This is a genomic window from Ruegeria sp. CDSC081 (assembly GCF_059610485.1).
Genome location: NZ_JBXWNS010000013.1, coordinates 44,256 through 62,783 on the forward strand (window position 1 = coordinate 44,256; position 18,528 = coordinate 62,783).

21 protein-coding genes are annotated in these 18,528 nt (G+C 56.6%); 7 read left to right on the forward strand and 14 right to left on the reverse strand.

Going from position 1 to position 18,528, the window contains the following annotated elements; genetic code table 11:
- Window positions 1–29 precede the first annotated feature (29 nt).
- The 8 genes from AC2FH9_RS19155 to AC2FH9_RS19190 all read right to left on the reverse strand — a co-directional run bounded on the left by AC2FH9_RS19155 (window position 30) and on the right by AC2FH9_RS19190 (window position 7,805).
- Window positions 30–1,262 carry a mandelate racemase/muconate lactonizing enzyme family protein gene (locus tag AC2FH9_RS19155; RefSeq protein WP_496698808.1) on the reverse strand — a complete coding sequence of 411 codons (1,233 nt, stop codon included), beginning with the start codon at window positions 1,260–1,262 and terminating at the stop codon, window positions 30–32.
- Window positions 1,263–1,286: 24 nt separating this feature from the next.
- Window positions 1,287–2,381 (reverse strand): zinc-binding dehydrogenase, encoded by a 1,095-nt coding sequence (locus AC2FH9_RS19160; RefSeq protein ID WP_496698873.1) that lies wholly within the window; start codon window positions 2,379–2,381, stop codon window positions 1,287–1,289.
- A gap of 82 nt (window positions 2,382–2,463) precedes the next feature.
- The gene (locus AC2FH9_RS19165) at window positions 2,464–3,663 is read right to left on the reverse strand and encodes a TCR/Tet family MFS transporter (protein WP_496690370.1); all 1,200 of its coding nucleotides are present in this window, start codon (window positions 3,661–3,663) and stop codon (window positions 2,464–2,466) included.
- Window positions 3,664–3,736: 73 nt separating this feature from the next.
- Complete coding sequence (locus AC2FH9_RS19170; RefSeq protein WP_281973453.1) at window positions 3,737–4,462, reverse strand: alpha/beta fold hydrolase; 726 nt, start codon at window positions 4,460–4,462, stop codon at window positions 3,737–3,739.
- A gap of 12 nt (window positions 4,463–4,474) precedes the next feature.
- Window positions 4,475–5,263, reverse strand: a complete 789-nt coding sequence (pcaD, locus tag AC2FH9_RS19175; RefSeq protein ID WP_281973454.1) for a 3-oxoadipate enol-lactonase — start codon at window positions 5,261–5,263, stop codon at window positions 4,475–4,477.
- Window positions 5,264–5,320: 57 nt separating this feature from the next.
- Complete coding sequence (locus AC2FH9_RS19180) at window positions 5,321–6,295, reverse strand: threonine ammonia-lyase (protein ID WP_496872618.1); 975 nt, start codon at window positions 6,293–6,295, stop codon at window positions 5,321–5,323.
- On the reverse strand, window positions 6,292–7,119 hold the full coding sequence (locus AC2FH9_RS19185; RefSeq protein WP_496872619.1) for an alpha/beta fold hydrolase: 828 nt from the start codon (window positions 7,117–7,119) through the stop codon (window positions 6,292–6,294). The genes AC2FH9_RS19180 and AC2FH9_RS19185 overlap by 4 nt, the downstream gene beginning before the upstream one ends.
- On the reverse strand, window positions 7,119–7,805 hold the full coding sequence (locus tag AC2FH9_RS19190; protein ID WP_496872621.1) for a haloacid dehalogenase type II: 687 nt from the start codon (window positions 7,803–7,805) through the stop codon (window positions 7,119–7,121). Before AC2FH9_RS19190 ends, AC2FH9_RS19185 begins: the two co-directional genes overlap by 1 nt.
- A gap of 109 nt (window positions 7,806–7,914) precedes the next feature.
- On the opposite strand from AC2FH9_RS19190, the gene AC2FH9_RS19195 reads away from it, so the two are divergent.
- Window positions 7,915–8,343, forward strand: a complete 429-nt coding sequence (locus AC2FH9_RS19195; RefSeq protein WP_142639411.1) for an FKBP-type peptidyl-prolyl cis-trans isomerase — start codon at window positions 7,915–7,917, stop codon at window positions 8,341–8,343.
- Between the two features lie 15 nt (window positions 8,344–8,358).
- On the opposite strand, the gene AC2FH9_RS19200 is transcribed toward AC2FH9_RS19195, so the two are convergent.
- The 4 genes from AC2FH9_RS19200 to fabA are packed head-to-tail and all read right to left on the reverse strand — an operon-like array spanning window position 8,359 to window position 11,171.
- The gene (locus AC2FH9_RS19200) at window positions 8,359–8,544 is read right to left on the reverse strand and encodes a hypothetical protein (RefSeq protein WP_496692941.1); all 186 of its coding nucleotides are present in this window, start codon (window positions 8,542–8,544) and stop codon (window positions 8,359–8,361) included.
- Between the two features lie 59 nt (window positions 8,545–8,603).
- On the reverse strand, window positions 8,604–9,395 hold the full coding sequence (locus AC2FH9_RS19205) for an enoyl-ACP reductase FabI (RefSeq protein ID WP_142639415.1): 792 nt from the start codon (window positions 9,393–9,395) through the stop codon (window positions 8,604–8,606).
- 5 nt (window positions 9,396–9,400) lie between these two features.
- Entirely contained in the window at window positions 9,401–10,630 is a 1,230-nt protein-coding gene (gene fabB, locus AC2FH9_RS19210) for a beta-ketoacyl-ACP synthase I (RefSeq protein ID WP_496872622.1), read from the reverse strand.
- Between the two features lie 31 nt (window positions 10,631–10,661).
- The gene (fabA, locus tag AC2FH9_RS19215; protein ID WP_496750987.1) at window positions 10,662–11,171 is read right to left on the reverse strand and encodes a bifunctional 3-hydroxydecanoyl-ACP dehydratase/trans-2-decenoyl-ACP isomerase; all 510 of its coding nucleotides are present in this window, start codon (window positions 11,169–11,171) and stop codon (window positions 10,662–10,664) included.
- Window positions 11,172–11,358: 187 nt separating this feature from the next.
- On the opposite strand from fabA, the gene irrA reads away from it, so the two are divergent.
- The gene (irrA, locus tag AC2FH9_RS19220) at window positions 11,359–11,775 is read left to right on the forward strand and encodes an iron response transcriptional regulator IrrA (RefSeq protein ID WP_142639421.1); all 417 of its coding nucleotides are present in this window, start codon (window positions 11,359–11,361) and stop codon (window positions 11,773–11,775) included.
- 2 nt (window positions 11,776–11,777) lie between these two features.
- Here the strand turns inward: irrA and AC2FH9_RS19225 are convergent, their stop codons facing one another.
- Window positions 11,778–12,668 (reverse strand): LysR family transcriptional regulator, encoded by an 891-nt coding sequence (locus AC2FH9_RS19225; protein ID WP_496872624.1) that lies wholly within the window; start codon window positions 12,666–12,668, stop codon window positions 11,778–11,780.
- A gap of 86 nt (window positions 12,669–12,754) precedes the next feature.
- On the opposite strand from AC2FH9_RS19225, the gene AC2FH9_RS19230 reads away from it, so the two are divergent.
- Window positions 12,755–13,552, forward strand: a complete 798-nt coding sequence (locus AC2FH9_RS19230) for a phytanoyl-CoA dioxygenase family protein (protein ID WP_496872625.1) — start codon at window positions 12,755–12,757, stop codon at window positions 13,550–13,552.
- A gap of 5 nt (window positions 13,553–13,557) precedes the next feature.
- Here AC2FH9_RS19230 and AC2FH9_RS19235 read toward each other — a convergent pair whose 3' ends face one another.
- On the reverse strand, window positions 13,558–14,421 hold the full coding sequence (locus tag AC2FH9_RS19235; protein ID WP_496872654.1) for a glycosyltransferase family protein: 864 nt from the start codon (window positions 14,419–14,421) through the stop codon (window positions 13,558–13,560).
- A gap of 121 nt (window positions 14,422–14,542) precedes the next feature.
- Between AC2FH9_RS19235 and miaB the strand changes: the two genes are divergently transcribed.
- From miaB to ybeY, 4 genes are all read left to right on the forward strand, one after another.
- Complete coding sequence (gene miaB / locus AC2FH9_RS19240; protein ID WP_496872626.1) at window positions 14,543–15,862, forward strand: tRNA (N6-isopentenyl adenosine(37)-C2)-methylthiotransferase MiaB; 1,320 nt, start codon at window positions 14,543–14,545, stop codon at window positions 15,860–15,862.
- 182 nt (window positions 15,863–16,044) lie between these two features.
- Window positions 16,045–16,809: an outer membrane protein gene (locus tag AC2FH9_RS19245; protein ID WP_496698792.1), complete on the forward strand. Its 765-nt coding sequence runs from the start codon at window positions 16,045–16,047 to the stop codon at window positions 16,807–16,809.
- Window positions 16,810–16,951: 142 nt separating this feature from the next.
- A complete protein-coding gene (locus tag AC2FH9_RS19250; RefSeq protein ID WP_142639428.1) occupies window positions 16,952–17,974 on the forward strand; it encodes a PhoH family protein in 1,023 nt (340 codons plus the stop codon).
- Between the two features lie 39 nt (window positions 17,975–18,013).
- Window positions 18,014–18,508 carry an rRNA maturation RNase YbeY gene (ybeY, locus tag AC2FH9_RS19255; protein WP_496794151.1) on the forward strand — a complete coding sequence of 165 codons (495 nt, stop codon included), beginning with the start codon at window positions 18,014–18,016 and terminating at the stop codon, window positions 18,506–18,508.
- Window positions 18,509–18,528: the final 20 nt, after the last annotated feature.

Here is an 18,528-nt window from a genome sequence, read left to right on the forward strand (position 1 = left end):
CGCAATATGACTCAGAATTTCAGTACTTGTCACCCCTTTGAAGCAGGGGCACCGCCCTGAAAGGCGTTGCCGTTGGCATAGTCGCAAGGTTCTTCCTGCATCTGAAGGTGCAACCCATCGCCGGTATAGGGGTGTGAGCGGGCCAGATCTTCGTTCACTTCGATCCCCAACCCTGGCGCATTCGGTGCCACGACAAAGCCATTTTCAACGCGCAGTGAACCTTTGATCAAAGCGTCGTGATACGGCGTATCAATGGTTTCCAGCAACAGCAGATTTGGGATTGAGGCTGCCAGATGGATATTGGCGGCCCATTCAACTGGACCAGCATAGAGATGCGGAGCCATCTGGGCGTTGAATATCTCGGCCATGGCGGCGACTTTCTTCATCTCCCATATCCCACCTGCACGCCCAAGGGCGGGTTGCAGGATTTCTGCAGCACCTGCGCGCAAAACTGCACCGAATTCGGCTTTGGTGGTCATGCGTTCCCCGGTTGCCACGGGTATTCGCACGTTGCGAGCGACGCGGGCCATGTCTTCGATCATGTCAGGTGGGGTAGGTTCTTCGAACCAAAGCGGTGAATAGGGTTCCAGCGCCTGACCCAGCCGGATTGCGCCTGCGGTGTTGAACTGACCGTGGGTGCCAAACAACAGGTCGGCCCTGTCGCCGACCGCTTCACGGATCGCTTTGCAAAAGGCAACTGACATCGAGATGTCGGACATAGCAGGCATATGCCCGCCACGGATCGTGTAGGGACCAGCGGGATCAAATTTTACTGCCGTGAAGCCGCGGCTCACCATTTCAGCTGCACATTCCGCGGCCTGGTCGGGCGAAGTCCAAAAGTCGGCCAGGTCATGCCGGGGCAGGGGGTAAAGGTAGGTGTAGGCCCGGATGCGTTGATTAACCAGCCCACCCAAAAGCGCATAAACCGGACGGTCGCGATCTTTACCCAGAATGTCCCAACACGCGATTTCCAGCCCTGAAAACGCACCCATTACGGTCAGGTCGGGGCGCTGGGTAAAGCCGCTGGAATAGACGCGGCGGAACATAAGCTCGATATTCTCGGGGTTCTCGCCGAGCATATGCCGTTCAAAGACATCCCGGATTACGTGACACATAGCTTCAGGTCCAATGGATGAGGCATAGCATTCGCCCCAACCGGTGACGCCTGTGTCGGTGGTAACCTTTACCAGTATCCAGTACCGGCCACCCCAACCCGGAGCAGGGGGGGCCGTGACAATGATATCGAGATCCTGCAGTTTCATAGGATATACTCCAGCCGGGGCTGCTTAGGCCCTGTCAAACATGATGACGTTTCGTTTGGCCGATCCGGTTTTGGTATCCGCAATCGCCTCGTTGATTTGCGACAAGGACCAGCGGCCCGAGATCAGTTCATCCAGCCTCAGCCGCCCCTGTTCATACAGGTCGATCATCCAGGGAATATCACGTTGGATCACCACATCCCCCATCTTTGACCCGATCAGCCCCTGACCAAGTGCGGCCAGGACAACAGGTTCATAGCTTGCCATGTCGCCGGAATGGGGCATCCCGATCATGATGGCCTTACCGCCTCGGCCAAGATAGCGAACGGCCTGGTCATAGGCCGGGATCGCACCGACTGTGATCAGGACGGCATCGGCCCCTCGACCGCCAAGTGCGCGGTAAGCTGCCTTCCATGGTGCGTCCAAAGTGGCCAGAACGCTGTGGGTTGCACCAAATTCCTTTGCAATGGCCAGTTTGTCCTCGGTCATGTCGACCGCAACGATACGCCGGGCACCCGCAATCCGTGCGCCTTGTATGGCGTTCAGGCCAACGCCTCCGGCCCCGATCACGACGACATCCTGACCCGGGCGCAGACCGGCGGCATTCACGGCAGCGCCCACACCGGTGATCACCCCGCAAGACAGCAGGCTGGCCACATCCTTTGGCAGGGCCTCGGGAATTTTCACGATCTGCCGGTGGCTGACCACGACTTTTTCGGCAAAAGCCCCGCACGCCATTGCTTGCTCCAGCGGGCCCCCGTCAGCGGTGCGCAACGGACCTTTTACAGTGTCGTGGGGTGTTTCACATAAGGTTGGCTTGCCACCCGCGCAGGAGGGGCAGGAACCGCATGCACGGATCAGCGTCACCACGACGGAATCGCCAACCTCGAACCCTTCGGTCATGCCGCCCGTTGCGGTGATCACACCCGCGGCCTCATGGCCATAAACAGCGGGCAGGAATCCACCCCAGGCGCCGCTGGCGAAAGAAATGTCGGAATGGCAGATCGCAACCGCATCCAGGGTGACCTCGACTTCGCCGGCGGCGGGCGGGGCGATCAGTACGTCTTCTATGACCAGGGGTTTGTCGAATGCCCGACATACGGCTGCCTTGATGGATTGCATGATGTCCTCGTATTCGGTTTTAATCACGGTGGCGCGGTTCGGAATGCCCTGCAAGGCCGAAACCGTCATCGTCATGTCGTTGTTATGCAGAAATGGGGCGAGATCTGTAAAAGAGGATAAGGCCGACAATCATAAGGCACATGGCCAGAAGAAACGGCGCGCCGGGAAAATAGATGGCGGTGCCGGGCTTTGCGAACCAGGCAAATACGCTGCTCATGACCAGAGGGGAAATCACCATGGAAAGCGCGTGCAGTGAAGTTAGCACGCCCTGAAGCTCTCCTTGTTGCGAATCTGGTGTTGCGCGCGAGGCCAGAGCCTGGATTGCCGGGGTTGCGACTGCGCCGATAGCCGTGATCGGGATCAGCATCAGCGCGATTATTCCATTAGTCAGAAAAGCCAGAAGCAGAAAGCTGACAATCTCGAACACCATCCCGAGAAGGATTGTTACGCGTTCGCCGAGATAACGTGTGGCGGGGCGTATCAATCCGCCTTGAACCGCGGCCATTCCAATTCCGTAAAGACCCAGCGACACACCAATCATCTGGGGTGACCATCCAAAACGCTCGGCGGTGAAATAGGCCCAAATGGCTGGATAGACATAGATTGAGACTGAATAGAGGAAATAGACCCACAACATCGGACGGATCCCCGGCAGCGCCGCGATGGCACGCAATGAATTCACGGGGTTAGCGCGGCGCAGGCTGAACGGGCGCCGGTTCTTATCGGTCACCGTTTCAGGCATCACCATCAAACCGACGCCGAATGTTATGGCCGAAAGCGCTGCGGCAGCCCAGAAGGGCGCACGGGTTCCATATTCGCTCAGCAATCCGCCGATGACCGGACCCAGGACAAAGCCAACCCCGAATGCCGCCCCTAACAGACCGAAGTTCGCAGCTTTTTCGTGGGGTTTCGACACATCCGCCATGAACGCCGCGGCGGTGGAATGAGTTGCGGCTGTGATCCCGCCGACGATCCGACCGGCAAGTAATAGCCAAATACTGCCAGCAAGCGCCATGACCACATAGTCCAGCGACATAACAAACAGCGATACCAACAATACACCCCTGCGCCCGAAAGCGTCAGACAGGTTGCCCAGGATCGGTCCAAAGATAAATTGCATCGCTGCAAAAGCGGTGCTTAGGACGCCGCCCCAGATCGCCGCGCTGGCCAGCGTACCACCCTGAACATCAATAATGAGCTCGGGCATAATGGGCAGCACAAGGCCAATCCCCATTGCATCAATCATGACAGTGGCAAGAACAAACAGGAAAGGTAAGCGCATGGGAACCGACAAAGAAAGTTTCGGGCACCCTATCGGGGGTCAGGTTCAGAGGAAAGCCGCAAGATTTCGCAGATCAGTCAAGAGTATCAAAGCCCTGCGCGATGTCGTCCAATAGATCGGCCAGTTTTTCAGGGTGCGAAAAGAATGGCGAATGAGAGCTTTGGATGGAATGGCGCATTCCCTCGGGCATGCTGAGGCTCATGATGTGCTGGTATTCAGGCGGGATGGTATGGTCGTCGAGTGTTCGGATATATGCTTTGGGCATATCCTGAAAATGTGCTGTCAGGGTAAGCCGTGTCTCCTGAGGTGCAATGGCCTGCGGGCAAAGCCGAGCCAGCGCATAGAGCAGGACCTCTTCCGGGCAGTCGTGGTAAAACAAGGCCTTCACGCTATCGGGTTTGACCGTATAGGACAGCCCGTCAGTCGATTTTTCGACGGCATCAACTATTGTTTGCCGCGGTGATTTCCGGCGCATCTCAACCATCGACAATCCGTTCTCGGGGACGTAGGCGGACAGGAAAACAAGTCCGCGCATCGCATCCGGTCTCAATTCGGCGGCGGCACTAATGGGGTATCCCCCCCAAGAATGGCCGACGATGATCGTATCCGATCTGCTCGCAGCCAGAACGGCGTTCCGGCAACTGTCCAGGGTCACCTGGTCAATCGACGTCGGGTCAGATCCGTGGCTGGGCATATCAATTGCGCGGACCGAATGGCCACGTGTTTCAAGTGCTGGGATCAAATCTCTCCAACACCAGGCACCATGGCATGAGCCATGGACCAACAGAAAATCCGCCAAAGCAATGCTCCTTCAGATATGACCGATGCCAGTCAAAAAGTCTTTTAGTAGCGCCGCGTATTCAATGGGTTGTTCGACGCAGGGCAGATGGCCCGCTTTGCGTATCAATTCGAAACGGGCACCGGGAATAAGATCAATGGTTTCTTTTACTAGATCCGGCGGGGTTGAGCCATCCTCGCTGCCCGCAATGCCCAAAGTCGGCAAACGCAGGCCACTTGTCGGCGTGTAAAAATCGGTTCCGGAAATGGCGGCGCAACATCCCAGATAACCTTCAACAGGTTGCCGCACCATCATGTTGCGCCATAGCAGGTGCTGGGGCGACGCGTGGAAAGCCCGCGAGAACCAGCGCTCCATAGTTGCGTCGGCTAGCATTTCGATGCCGCCGATCCGGACGGCTTCCATACGGTCCGCCCAAATCGCAGGGGTAGCTATTTTGGCCGCTGTATTTGACAGAACCAGCCCGCGAATCAAATCCAGGCGTTTGACGGCCAGACCCTGCGCGATCATCCCGCCGATGGACAGACCGACAAAAACGCAATCTCGGACCTTTAGGTGATCCAGAAGGCCTTCGGCATCGCGGATCAGCGCCCCCATCGAATAGGGCGCCTGAGGCGCCGAGGACAGGCCATGCCCGCGTTTGTCGTATCGAATGACTCGCAGCCCATCAGGCAGGTATGGCAGCATCGCATCCCACAGGCGCAGATCGGTGCCCAGCGAGTTCGCGAATACGATCGGCGCGCCTTGTGGGGCGCCGTCGATCCGGTAATGAAGCTGTACATCCCCAAGGTCAGCTATCTGCATAAAAATCCTTTGTCTTTGCATGCTGAACTGACACGCTGCCGGAACCGACGGCGGTTGTCAGGTCAGGAACTCCATAGCTTTGGCAAAGACGTCCGGGTCCGCATTGCCACCCGATGCGACAATGATAACGGCGTCTCCTTGAATTTCGGACCTGCGAAACAACGCTGCGGCCAGGGAAACCGCACCGCCCGGTTCCAGCACGATCTTCAGGCGCAGAAAGGCCAAAGCCATGGCGCGCATCGCCTCTTCTTCGGTCACAGACAGGCCGGGACCGCACAGCCGTTGCAGGATCGGAAAGGTGATGTCGCCGGGTTGCGGGGTCAGAATGGCGTCGCAGATATTGCCAGATGTGGCCGCGTTGTTCTGTATTCGTCCCAGCGCCAACGAGCGTTTGACGTCGTCAAACCCTTCGGGCTCGCACGGGCGAGCGCGCAGACCGGGTGCGTGCCCCTCGAGCGCAAGCGCAATACCCGAGGTCAGCCCCCCGCCGCCGCAACAGACCAGCACATCAGCCTGTTCGACGCCCAGCACAGCCGCCTGGCGCGCGATTTCCAGCCCGGTTGTGCCTTGCCCGGCTATCACCAGCGGTTCATCATAGGGGCGGATCAGGGTCAAGCCACGCTTGGCCGCCACGGCCTCCCCGATTTCTTCGCGGCTTTCATTGGAGCGGTCATACAGAACCACCTCGGCCCCCAGAGCGCGCGTGTTGTCGATTTTGAGCTTTGGGGCATCCGAGGGCATGATGATAACAGCCGAAATACCATGCTGTGCGGCGGCATAAGCCACGCCCTGAGAATGATTGCCCGATGAATAGGCGATCACACCTTTCTTTCGGTCTGCTTCACTGAGGCCCGAAATGGCCGACCACGCCCCGCGAAACTTGAAACTGCCGGTGTGCTGCAGGCATTCCGGTTTTACCAACACGCGGCGTCCCGCGATTTCATCCAAAAACGGAGAGGTCAGGATTGGTGTTTCTCTGACGTGCCCTTGCAGACGCAGGGCTGCGGCTTCGATCATTTCAAGTGTGCTCATGCCGCGTCCAGTACTTTGCGAATAACGCCCAATGATTGAGGTTCGTCCAGAAACGGCACGTGTCCGCGATCGGGCACGGTAGCCGAGATCAACCCCGGATGCCGGTTCTGCATCTCGGCCAATGTCTGCGCGCTCAGAAGATCGGAATTTTCACCGCGAATGACACCCGTTGGGATGTCTTGCAGGGCCTCGAAGAAAATCCACATATCCGGGATTGCCCCGGCTGCGGCCTGTTCCAGCAGCGCTGTGCGCAGGGCCGGATCATAGCGCAGGGTCAAACCCTCTGTCGTTTCCTGATTTTGAAATTCAGCCATCTGCCGCCATCTTTTCAGTGAAATCCCTGGAAACTGCGGGCCCATCATGTGCTGAAGCGCCTGCGCGGCCTCGTCATAGGTTTTCGAGACCGGTTGCTTGCCGACATATTCCATTATTTTGGCGATGCCCGATGGATTAAAGACCGGACCAACATCATTGAGCACAACAGCCGCCAGCCGCTTTGGGTTGGTGGTAGCCAAGGTCATCGCGATCAGGCCTCCACGTGAGGTCCCAATCACGGTCACCTGATCCAGGCCAAGATGATCCAGCAGATCGATCACGTCCTGAGATTCGCGTAACAGGCTATAGTTCCCGTGATCCGAGTCATGCTCGGATTGCCCGCGCCCGCGATAATCCATCGCGATCATCCGCCATTCGGTCATGTGCGGGGCAAGAAATGAGAAATCCCGGCTGTTTCGGGTAAGGCCTGCCAGACACAGGACCGGCCTGCCGCTGCCGGTGTCTTCGAAATAGAGGCGTTTGCCGTCGTTGGTCGAAAAAAATGGCATCAGAGTCCTGCAAGTTCCGGAATGGATGTCAGGTCGGACAGTACATGCGTTGGCTGCCATGGCAACCGATCCATTGGTTCGTTCGCTCGGTTGACCCAGGCGGTGACGAAACCATAGCCACTGGCCCCCGCTGCGTCCCAGCCATTTGAGCTGACGAACAAGACTTCGTCGCGCTCGCAGCCGAAGCTCTGCGCGACCAGATCATAAACCTTGGCATGCGGTTTGAAGACGCCGACGCTTTCGACCGACAGAATATCATCCAGAACGCCGCTTAACCCTGCGGATTGAACCGCACCATCCAGCATCGGCGGTGATCCGTTCGACAAGATCGCAGTCTGCATCCCGCCGGCCTTCAGGGTGGCCAGCATTTCGGGAACCTCGGGATAGGCCTGCAATTCCCAGTAGAGATCAAGCAGGCGCTGGCGTAGGGCCGGGTGCTGGTCCAGCCCCGTTGCCTCTAGTGCCCAATCCAGACCGTCTTGCGTGACGTCCCAGAAATCTGCATGTGCATCGGCCACCGCACGCAGCCAGGTGTATTGCAACTGTTTCAGGCGCCAGTGATTGGCCAGATCCGGCCATTTCTGCTGTAACGCCTCAAAGCCGGGTTCTGATGCAGCTTGCCTTGCGGCTGCGGCCACATCGAACAACGTGCCGTACGCATCAAAAATGCAGGTTGTGATCGGCATCAATTCCCCTCCGTTCATTCGGTGCAGGTTTGCAAAAGTGCTAAGGGTTTACAATGTTGCTTCATTGCCTAGGTTTGACCGCTCAATTTTCTATCGGCCGGAGGCCAAAATGACAGCGATAAAACAGGGCGACACAGTTCGCATCCACTATACCGGTACGTTGCAGGACGGGAATGTCTTTGACAGTTCACAAGGGCGCGATCCACTGGAATTCGAGGTGGGGTCCGGGCAGATTATTCCCGGATTGGACAGTGCAATGCCTGGTCTGGTGGCCGGGGACAAAAAACGTGTCGAGATCGCCTGCGTTGATGCTTATGGGCCGATCAATCCCGAAATGCGTCAGAGCATTCCACGCGAAGGTATTCCGGACGACATCCCGCTTGAACCCGGCACCCAGTTGCAGATGCAAACGCCCGAAGGGCACGCATTGCCGGTAACTGTTGTCGAGGCTGATGAGGTGACCGTCACGCTAGACGCGAACCATCCTCTGGCCGGAAGGGACCTGATTTTCGAAATCGAAGTGGTTTCGGTGAATTGAGTTTCGTGATCTGGATCAGCCTGAAAACAGGCTGGTCCATGATGCAAAGATCTCGCGTACATGCGGCTGAGTGAAGAATACAAACAGCATCAGCAGCATTGTTAGGGTCATCAAGACGACGCGGCCCTTAAACCCCAGAAAACCCGGTTTTTGGCGGGAAACCCGCTTGCTGCTGGCGATGATTTGCTCTGCTTTGTTCATGCAACTATCCCTGCCTGCGAAAGATGGTCAAATCTTGGCACTGACAGGGAAAGAAATGGTCACATATGGTCCGGTTGAGGCATTCCCAGAACGTGGAAGCCACCATCAACACGAATAACTTCGCCCGAGGTGCATGCTCCCGCATCCGAAGCCAGATAAACCGCGGTGCCGCCGACAGCCTCAAGCGTGGCATTGCTGCGCATTGGAGCGTTCTGGTCGCAGAACTTGAAGGTCTTGCGGGCCCCACCGATGGCCGCACCGGCCAGTGTTTTCATCGGACCCGGAGAGATTGCGTTCACCCGGATTCCGTCAGGTCCAAGATCGTTGGCCAGATAACGGGTCGCTGATTCCAGCGCAGCTTTGGCCACACCCATTACGTTGTAGTTGGGCACAACCCGGTTAGACCCCTGATAGGTCAGCGTCAGGATCGTACCGCCGTTTTCTTTCATCATCGGATAGGCGCGGCGGGCCACTTCGATCAGCGAATAGGCCGAAATATCCATCGAATTCTTGAAATTCGCCCGGCTGGTGTCCAGGAACCGGCCTGTGAGCTCGGATTTGTCAGAATAGGCGACGGCGTGGACAACAAAATCTATGGTGGGCCAGCGCTGGGCAAGCTCGTCAAAAGCGCGATCTAACGACTCGTCATCGGTGACGTCCGCATCGACCATGAAATCGCTGCCAAGGCTCTGCGCCAACGGTTCCAGCCGCTTTCCGAATGCCTCGCCCTGATAGGTGAATGCCAATTCGGCGCCCGCTTCGTGCATGGCCTTTGCGATGCCCCATGCGATCGAACGGTCATTCGCCACGCCCATAACGAGGCCGCGTTTGCCTTTCATTAGATCTGACATTCCATTCACCCGTTATACTTTGAAAGAACCATGGACCCGTTCGTCCCACCAAAGCCGAAGCTGTTGGTCATGACGCTGTCCAAACCTGCATTTTCAACTAGCTGAGTTGCAATTTCTCCGGGCTGGATGCCCTCGGCAAGCGTGTCGACGTTGATCGACGGCGTTATAAAATCATGTTCCAGCATCAAAAGGCAGAAAATAGCCTCCAGCGCGCCAGCCGCACCTTGTGCGTGGCCTGTCATCGACTTGGTCGAGGAAATCGGCGGCACGCTACCCTCGCCAAAAATACGGCGCACAGCTTCGACTTCGCCGACATCTCCGACCGGGGTCGAGGTGCCATGGGCATTGATGTAGTCGACCTTGCGGCCTTCGGGCAGGGTATCCAGCGCCAGACGCATGGCGCGTTCGCCACCTTCGCCAGAGGGGGCTACCATGTCGTGACCGTCGGAGGTTGCTGCAAAACCCGTCACTTCAGCATAGATTTTGGCGCCGCGTGCCAATGCGTGTTCCAGATCTTCCAGCACGACAATACCGCCTCCGCCGGATATCACGAACCCGTCGCGGTCTTGGTCGAATGCACGAGAAGCTTTTTCGGGCACATCGTTGTATTTCGACGACATCGCACCCATTGCATCGAACAGACAGGACAAGGTCCAGTCCAGCTCTTCCCCGCCGCCCGCGAACATTACATCTTGTTTGCCCATCATGATCTGTTCTGCGGCATTGCCGATGCAATGCAACGAGGTCGAACAGGCCGAAGTGATCGAGTAATTGATGCCCTTGATCTTGAAGGCGGTCGCAAGGTTGGCCGAAATGGTTGAGCACATGCATTTAGGAACTGCAAACGGACCGATTCGCTTGGTTGCCCCGTTTTTCAGAACGGTCTGATGTGCGGTCAGCATGGCGCTGGTCGACGGTCCGCCCGATCCGGCGACAAGGCCGGTACGTGGGTTGGCAACCTGGTCTTCGGACAGACCGGAATCGGCAATCGCCTGGCTCATTGCGATATGCGCATAGGCCGCTCCGGGACCCATAAAGCGCAGGGTGCGCTTGTCCACATGTTCGCTAACGTCGATTTTGAGCGACCCGGCGATCTGGCTGCGAAAGCCATGTTCGACCATCTGGTCATTGGCCACGATGCCGGACTTGCCGGCCTTGAGTGAGGTCAGAACCTCTTCGGCATTGTTCCCGATGGAAGAGACAACTCCCAAGCCGGTGACAACTACTCGACGCATGTGCGTGCTCCTTGTTTGGGGCCGGTCAGGCTCAGGCTTCGGACAGAACTACTTTCATGTCCTTGACATCGTAAATCATCTCACCGTCGGCTTCGACGATACCATCTGCGACACCCATAGTCAGGCGGCGGGTCTGGATCGCTTTCTTGAAGTCGATTTTATAGGTCAGCATCTTGCGGTCCGGGCGTACCATACCTGTCAGCTTGACTTCGCCCACTCCAACGGCCATGCCGCGCCCTTGCCAGCCACGCCAGCCCAGGTTGAATCCGGTCAGCTGCCACAAACCGTCCAGGCCCAAGCAGCCGGGCATGATCGGGTTGCCGGGGAAATGGCAATCAAAGAACCAAAGGTCGGGCGTAATGTCGAATTCAGCAAGAATATGACCTTTGCCATGGGCGCCACCATTGGCCGAAATCTCGGTGATCCGATCCATCATCAACATCGGCGGGGCGGGCAACTGTGCGTTCCCGGGGCCGAATAGTTCGCCGCGGGCGCATTTCAGCAGATCGTCCTTGTCAAAGCTGCTTGGGAATTGGGCCATTCTGCGCCTCTCCTGCCAGGGGTCTTTCCATCTAATTTGGTCTCGTCTAGCACCCGTATGCAAGGTCCTGCAAGAGCAGTGGCCTACATCATGTTGTGTTTACATTATTCTCTGCGAATGAAATTCATTTGAAATTACCTGACTACAGCACTTATATATACCACAGCAACAAATTGGTATTGGACTGATGACAGCAGATTGCCAGAGCATAGCCACAGGTTGGTTGGTTCACGCCGGATTGCGTCCGACGCGTCAGCGCGTAGCATTGGCAGAGCTGCTGGTCGGTGATGGCCGCCATCGCCACGTCACCGCCGAAAGCCTGTTTGAATCGGCCAAACAGAACGGAGATGCTGTTTCTCTGGCGACGGTTTACAACACGTTGCGCGCCTTTTGCGATGCCGGGGTTCTGCAAGAAATTACCGTTGACGGATCGAAAAGCTATTTCGACACCAACACGCATGATCATCCGCATTTCTATTGGGAAGATGAGGGCCGGCTCAGCGATGCTCCGTCCGAACAGCTGGTCATCCAGCGACTGCCCGACGCGCCTGAAGGGGTTGAGATCGCGTCAGTCGACGTTGTGATCCGTCTGCGTAAAAAGTAAACTTACGTCATCAGTCCGGTCAGGATGTGCTGTGCCTTTTCGCTATGCGGATCCATAGGGCCTGTTCCATGCCGTGCCACAACAACGGGTTCTGCTGCGATTTCATCTGACACAGGTATGCTGACCAACGGCATCCCGTCATAGCTGGTCTTGGCAGGAATGTTGGCATAGCTGATGGCAACGCCTTCGCCATGCGCCGCGAGGCTGCGTTGGATCTCGGGCGACGCGGCCCGATGTGCAACATTGGGGTTCTGCCCAAGTTGACGGAAGAGACTCAGGAAATGCTGCGCAGATAGTCCCTCGTTCGATAGGATCAGGGGGTAGGCCACGACATCTTGCAATGATACCTGCGCCCGATTGGCCAAGGGGTGGCCTTTTGTCATAACCGCGATTGGTCGATTGGTGAACAAGGTGGTCGTGGAAAAGGCTGCATCCAGTGTCAGACCATAAGTCAAGGCAAGGTCGATCTCACCATTGATGAGGCCGGAAATCAGGCCCTGAAACTCGTCTACGCGATACGTGATATCAACTTCGGGCATGTTCTGTCGCAGGCTATGCAGAGCTTTTGCCAGCAGGAAAGGCGCGAGGTCGTCGAAACAGCCCAGACGCAGGCGCGTGGTTGCGGTCCCGTCTGTTTCAGAATTTTCCAAATGTGCGGCACGTGTCAGCAGGGCCTCGGCGTTTTCAATAAAGCTGCGTCCCTGCGGTGTCAGCGCCATGGCCGCTCCGCGCTTTCGGATAAACAGCGGATAGCCCAACTGGTCTTCGACCCGGGTTAGCGCATTCGACAGGGCTGGCTGCGAAACATTTAGATGCAACGCTGCAGCAGACAGGCTGCCATGCCGTCCGATGGCGCAGACATATTCATATTGGCGTAGGGTAACGTATAACATAAGGTTAACTATACATTTCAAAGATATTATTTGAATAGATGAAAATTTCATGAGCAAATTCAGGTTAAATTCGAACGGAGGCACAGATGGCTCACCCCCTGGTTACGCAAGAGATGATTGACACATACCAACAGGACGGCGTGGTTCTGATCAAAGGTTTGTTCGCCGACTACGTGGATACGCTGCGTGACGGCATCGCGGCCAATATGGCTGAACCTGGACCATATGCGTCGGACAACCAAAAACAGGGCGAAACCGGTCTGTTCTTTGATGATTACTGCAACTGGTCGCGTATCGAACAGTTCCAGAACGTGATCCACAATTCACCGGCAGCCGAGGTCGCAGCGGATCTGATGCAGTCGCAAACCGTACAAATGTTCCATGACCATGTTCTGGTGAAAGAACCAGGCACGTCGATGGCAACGCCGTGGCACCAGGATGGGCCATACTATTTCGTCGAGGGCAGTCAGACGATCAGTTTCTGGTCGCCATTGGACCCGGTGACACAGGCCACCCTTCGTTGTGTGGCGGGTTCACATAGATGGGAGAAAGAGGTTCTGCCCACGCGTTGGGTCTCGGAAGAAGGGTTTTTCGCGGATGAAGGCCAGTACATCCCCATTCCCGACCCCGATGCCGAAGGTATGAGGGTGGTTGAATTCCAAATGGAACCCGGTGACGCGGTTGCCTTCAACTACCGTACGCTGCATGGCGCGCGTGGAAATCAGTCTGACAGCCGCCGCCGTGCTTTTTCCTTGCGGTTGGTTGGGGAGGATGCGCGATATGTGGAACGTCCGGGGCGCACTTCGCCTCCGTTTCCGGGCCACGACATGCAGCCCGGGCAGCGTTTGCGGGAGGATTGGTTCCCGGTTCTGCTGCGACGCTGAGCTGCCTAGAACCACTGCCCCGATTCGATGAGCCCCAGTTCCAACAGCTGCTGGGATGACCACTGGAACCGAGCCGAGTTGCGCCAGCGGAAACTGGGGATGTCGAAGGTCGACCCCGCGTTGCTTTTAAGCGCCTTGGCTGCGCGGAAGGAACAGATCGCCGCCGTCAGATTGTGGTGCCAGGGGCAAGAATAGGTGTTGTACTCGGGCTCATTGAACGTGTGGTCGGGCAGTAACAACAGATCATTTCGCGATTTGAACAGCCCGATTCTGTCGATGCGGCGGCGTTCATAGGGGATGTGATCTTCGAACCGCCAGCGCAAACCGCCGGATATGTCCAGCTGTCTTTCCAGCGGGTGTCCTTCGGCGTTGTGTCGAGCATGTGCGTAATACCCGGTGCTGTCCAGCATGGCTTGGTCAGGGGCAACCCCGTTTGGAAACGCGCCCAGGTCATCAGCATACAGGTCGATCACATGGGTTAGCATGGCGTTCCGGCGTTCTTCGGTGTGAAAGGCCAGTAACTCGCCGATCGTGCGTGTTTCGCAGAAGGGGAAGAACAGGTATTCAGCGTTATAGCAGTAGTACATCCAAAGATCCGGGGCGGCCCGAATGATCTGATTAACCGTGTCAAAGACAACGGTTCTGGGTGCACATGTCAGCGTCACCCTGTGGATGCGCTCGGTCAGTTTGGGATCCAGCGCAAAGGCCTCGGGCATAAACACGATCAGTGATTTGAAGCCAAGGTTCAGATGGTGCCGGATGGTGCCGTCGATCTCGACATCGTCTTCGGCGAAGATCATCGCAACCGGACCTTTGGCCAACGCGGCCTTGCCGGATTGAAGGAAAGAAGTGAGACTGTCGTACTGCATTGCCTGTCCGGCCCCGTCCAACTGGAGTTTTCGGCCAAAATCGGGTAATCGCGCTGGCATTGCAAGCGGCGTTCGTTGGGTATAGATGACGCCGATCCCGCGAACGCAAAGGCCCAACCCCATGTCAGAACCCAAAAAGCTGTACATCAAGACCTATGGTTGCCAGATGAACGTCTATGACAGCGAGCGTATGGCCGAGACCCTGGGGGGGCAGGGCTATGTCGAAACCCAGAGCCCGGATGACGCGGATATGATTCTGCTGAACACCTGTCACATCCGGGAAAAAGCAGCCGAAAAGGTCTATTCCGAGCTGGGGCGTTTCAAAGGGTTGAAAGCCGAAAAACCCGATCTCAAGATCGGGGTCGCGGGCTGCGTCGCGCAGGCCGAGGGCGAAGAAATCATGCGCCGTCAGCCCCTGGTCGATCTGGTGGTTGGCCCGCAAAGCTATCACCGTCTGCCTGAGATGGAAGCCAAGACGCGCGAAGGCGCCAAGGCGCTGGACACGGATTTCCCCGAAGAGGACAAGTTCGAAAAGCTCAAGAATCGTCCCAAGGCCAAGCGTGGCCCCACCGCTTTTCTGACGGTTCAGGAAGGCTGCGATAAATTCTGCGCCTTCTGCGTGGTGCCCTATACCCGAGGCGCCGAAGTCAGCCGTCCGGTGGACCGTATCGTCCGCGAGGCACAGGATCTGGTCGAACGTGGCGTGCGTGAGATCACTCTGCTGGGTCAGAACGTCAACGCCTATCACGGTGCTGGACCGAACGGCGACATGACGCTGGCGGGACTGATCTGGGAGTTGAACAAGGTCGACGGGCTAGAGCGCATCCGTTTTACCACGTCGCACCCGAATGACATGGCTGACGACCTGATCGAGGCGCACGGCACCTGCGAAAAACTGATGCCCTATCTTCATTTACCGGTCCAGTCGGGTTCGGATCGCATTCTGAAGCGGATGAACCGCAGTCACACAGCCGAAAGCTATTTGCGTCTGATCGAGCGTATCCGCGCTGCGCGTCCGGATATTGTCATGTCTGGTGATTTCATCGTTGGGTTCCCTGAAGAAACCGACGAAGATTTTCAGGCCACCATGGATTTGGTCGAGCAGGTCAAATACGGCTATGCCTATTCGTTCAAGTATTCGACGCGCCCGGGAACGCCCGCAGCCGAGCGGTCTCAGGTTGATCCTGGGGTGGCGGATGACCGCCTACAGCGGCTGCAGGGATTGATCACGCGTCATCAGCGCGAAATTCAGGATGCCATGGTTGGACGCAAAGTCCGCGTTCTGTTCGAAAAAACCGGCCGGTTGCCGGGACAGATGGTGGGAAAATCTGAATATCTTCATTCGGTTCACGTCTCTGACGCGGATGTGGAGATTGGTGCGTTGCGGGACGTTTTGATCACCGGATCAGGTGCGAATTCTCTGGCGGGGCAGTTGCTCTGACCCGTCCTTTATCTGTGATGCGGATACCATCGCTGGTATTTGTTTCCAAGATTTACCCTTGATTTATCACTTGGAATTATGTTCCGAGAAAAGTCAGGTTTTTTCGGGGCCTAGGCTAACGCCTCCTGAAACGGCATATCAGTGCTGATCCTGGTGTCGGATCGGGATGACGGAGGGTGCGAGTGAAACTTTTGAGATTTAGTGCAGGGCCTAATATCAGGGTTGCTCTTCCCGCAATGGCCGCGTTGTTTCTGGTACTCAATTCCGCTGCCGCAGGGAATCTGGATCCGGATTTATCTGAACCGCCGGTAATATCGTCAGCACGGTATGGCAGCGATGTCAGCGCCTTCTATCTGGGTTTGACAGCCGGCTATTCGACCAGCGGCTCGGACCGCTTTGGCCTGACGACGCCTACAGATACGTTCGCTGTCGGCGAATTGGACCTCACCGGCAGTTACGGTGGTATTCGGGGCGGTTGGCGCGGTCTTCTGCCCGCAAAAGGCGGGCGTGACTACGTCTATGGGGTCGAGTTGGGCTATGATTTCGGATCTCTGGACGATGAAGTGTCGACGCAGATCGGAACCTCGGTCGTCAATGGCGGTTCAGAGATTTCGGATGTCATCTCAATTCGCTTTCGGAACGGTCTGACAAACCCAAGTGGCAGAGTGTTATACTTTATTTCCGTTGGTTACGTGCATGGCGATATAACCACGACCAGTTCGATTACATCCGGGGCAACAACCCAGTCCTTTCAGGATAAAGACAGTCGAAAAGGGTTCTCGGCCAGCATTGGCGCCGAGCACAAATTGAATGAGAACTGGTCGATCACTGGGGAATATGAATACGTCCGGTTCGATTCTGAAACCGTCGAATTTGACAACGGGTTTACGACCAAATCGACGCCCCGTTACCGTGGTTTGCGGTTTGGCCTGAACTATCAGTTCTAGGTTTGCCTGTATGGAACGTTCGCGGTGCCTCCAACTTGATCGGCGGTTTTACCATTCTGTACGGAAAATTTGAATCTCTGGCTTGCGCCCACCAAGAAATGTTGTCTACGCTTGGGGTGAAACGCCCAGACAGGAGAGCGGATTGGCCATTGGTGCCCTGAACCCACCGCAAAATGAAACGCCCCAGCGGGAAGCGTTTGTTGAATTTCCAGACAATCGGTTATTGATAGATCTTTGCGGCGAATATGACCGCAACCTGACCGAAATCGAACAGAAGCTGACCGTGCAGATCGTGCGCCGTGGCAACCAACTGGTTGTCATGGGTGACGACGAATCCCAAAAACAGGCGATCGAAGTTCTGCAAGCGCTGTATACCCGCCTGGAAGGTGGTCGTGACGTAGAAGCAGCGGATGTAGACCGCGAACTTCGCATGGGCGGGTCGGAAACAGGAACCGGCAGCCGGGATGGCGATCAGCTTGAGATGTTCAAGGGTGGTTCGGTTGAGATCAAAACCCGCAAAAAGCTGGTCGAGCCGCGTACTGACGCCCAGAAGGTCTATGTTCAGTCCTTGTTCAACAATGAGCTGGCCTTTGGCATAGGTCCGGCGGGCACAGGTAAGACCTATCTGGCCGTGGCCGTTGGCGTATCGATGTTTATCGGCGGGCATGTCGACCGCATCATCCTCAGTCGTCCCGCCGTCGAAGCGGGCGAAAAGCTGGGATATCTACCTGGCGACATGAAGGACAAGGTCGATCCCTATATGCAGCCGCTCTATGATGCGCTGAATGATTTTTTGCCCGGGAAACAACTGGCCAAGCTGATCGAGGAAAAGCGCATCGAGATTGCACCTCTGGCGTTCATGCGTGGCCGTACGCTCGCGAACGCCTTCGTTGTGCTGGATGAGGCGCAGAACGCCACGACCATGCAGATGAAAATGTTCCTGACCCGTTTGGGCGAAGGCAGCCGCATGGTCATAACAGGCGACCGGTCACAGGTTGACCTGCCGCGCGGGGTTCAGTCGGGATTGGCGGATGCAGAACGGCTGTTGAGCACGATACCAAATATCAGCTTCAACTATTTCACCTCCAAGGATGTTGTCCGGCACCCACTTGTCGCCGCGATCATCGAAGCGTATGAGGCCGATACGGGCCGTGAAACGGGTTGATCTTCTGGGTCCCGGTATCGGGATTTTGGACATGGTGGCATGAACCTGGAACTATCGGTTGAAGACCCGCGCTGGGACGGGCTCGAATTTTTGGCAGAGCGCGCCACAAGGGCGGTTTTGGATCATTGCGATCTTGATGCGGACCTGTGTGAGGTGAGCCTGCTGGGATGCGACGATGCACGGATCGCCCAGTTGAACACGGAATTCCGCGAAAAGGCGTCACCCACCAATGTGCTTAGCTGGCCAGCCGAAGATTTGGCTGCGGACTCCGCCGGGCAGACTCCGATACTCCCTGAACCCGATTTCTCAGGGGAAATTGCTCTGGGCGATATTGCGATTTCTTATGATACTTGTGCCCGCGAGGCGGCGGAGGCAGGGAAAAACATGGATGATCATGTCACACATCTGATCGTTCACGGCCTGTTGCATTTGCTGGGTTATGATCACATTCGTGATCTCGACGCCACGCTGATGGAGGGTGTTGAGGTGGAGATACTTGGCAAACTGGGTATTGATGACCCATATAATGCTTAGAGCGAGCCTTTCGGCTTATC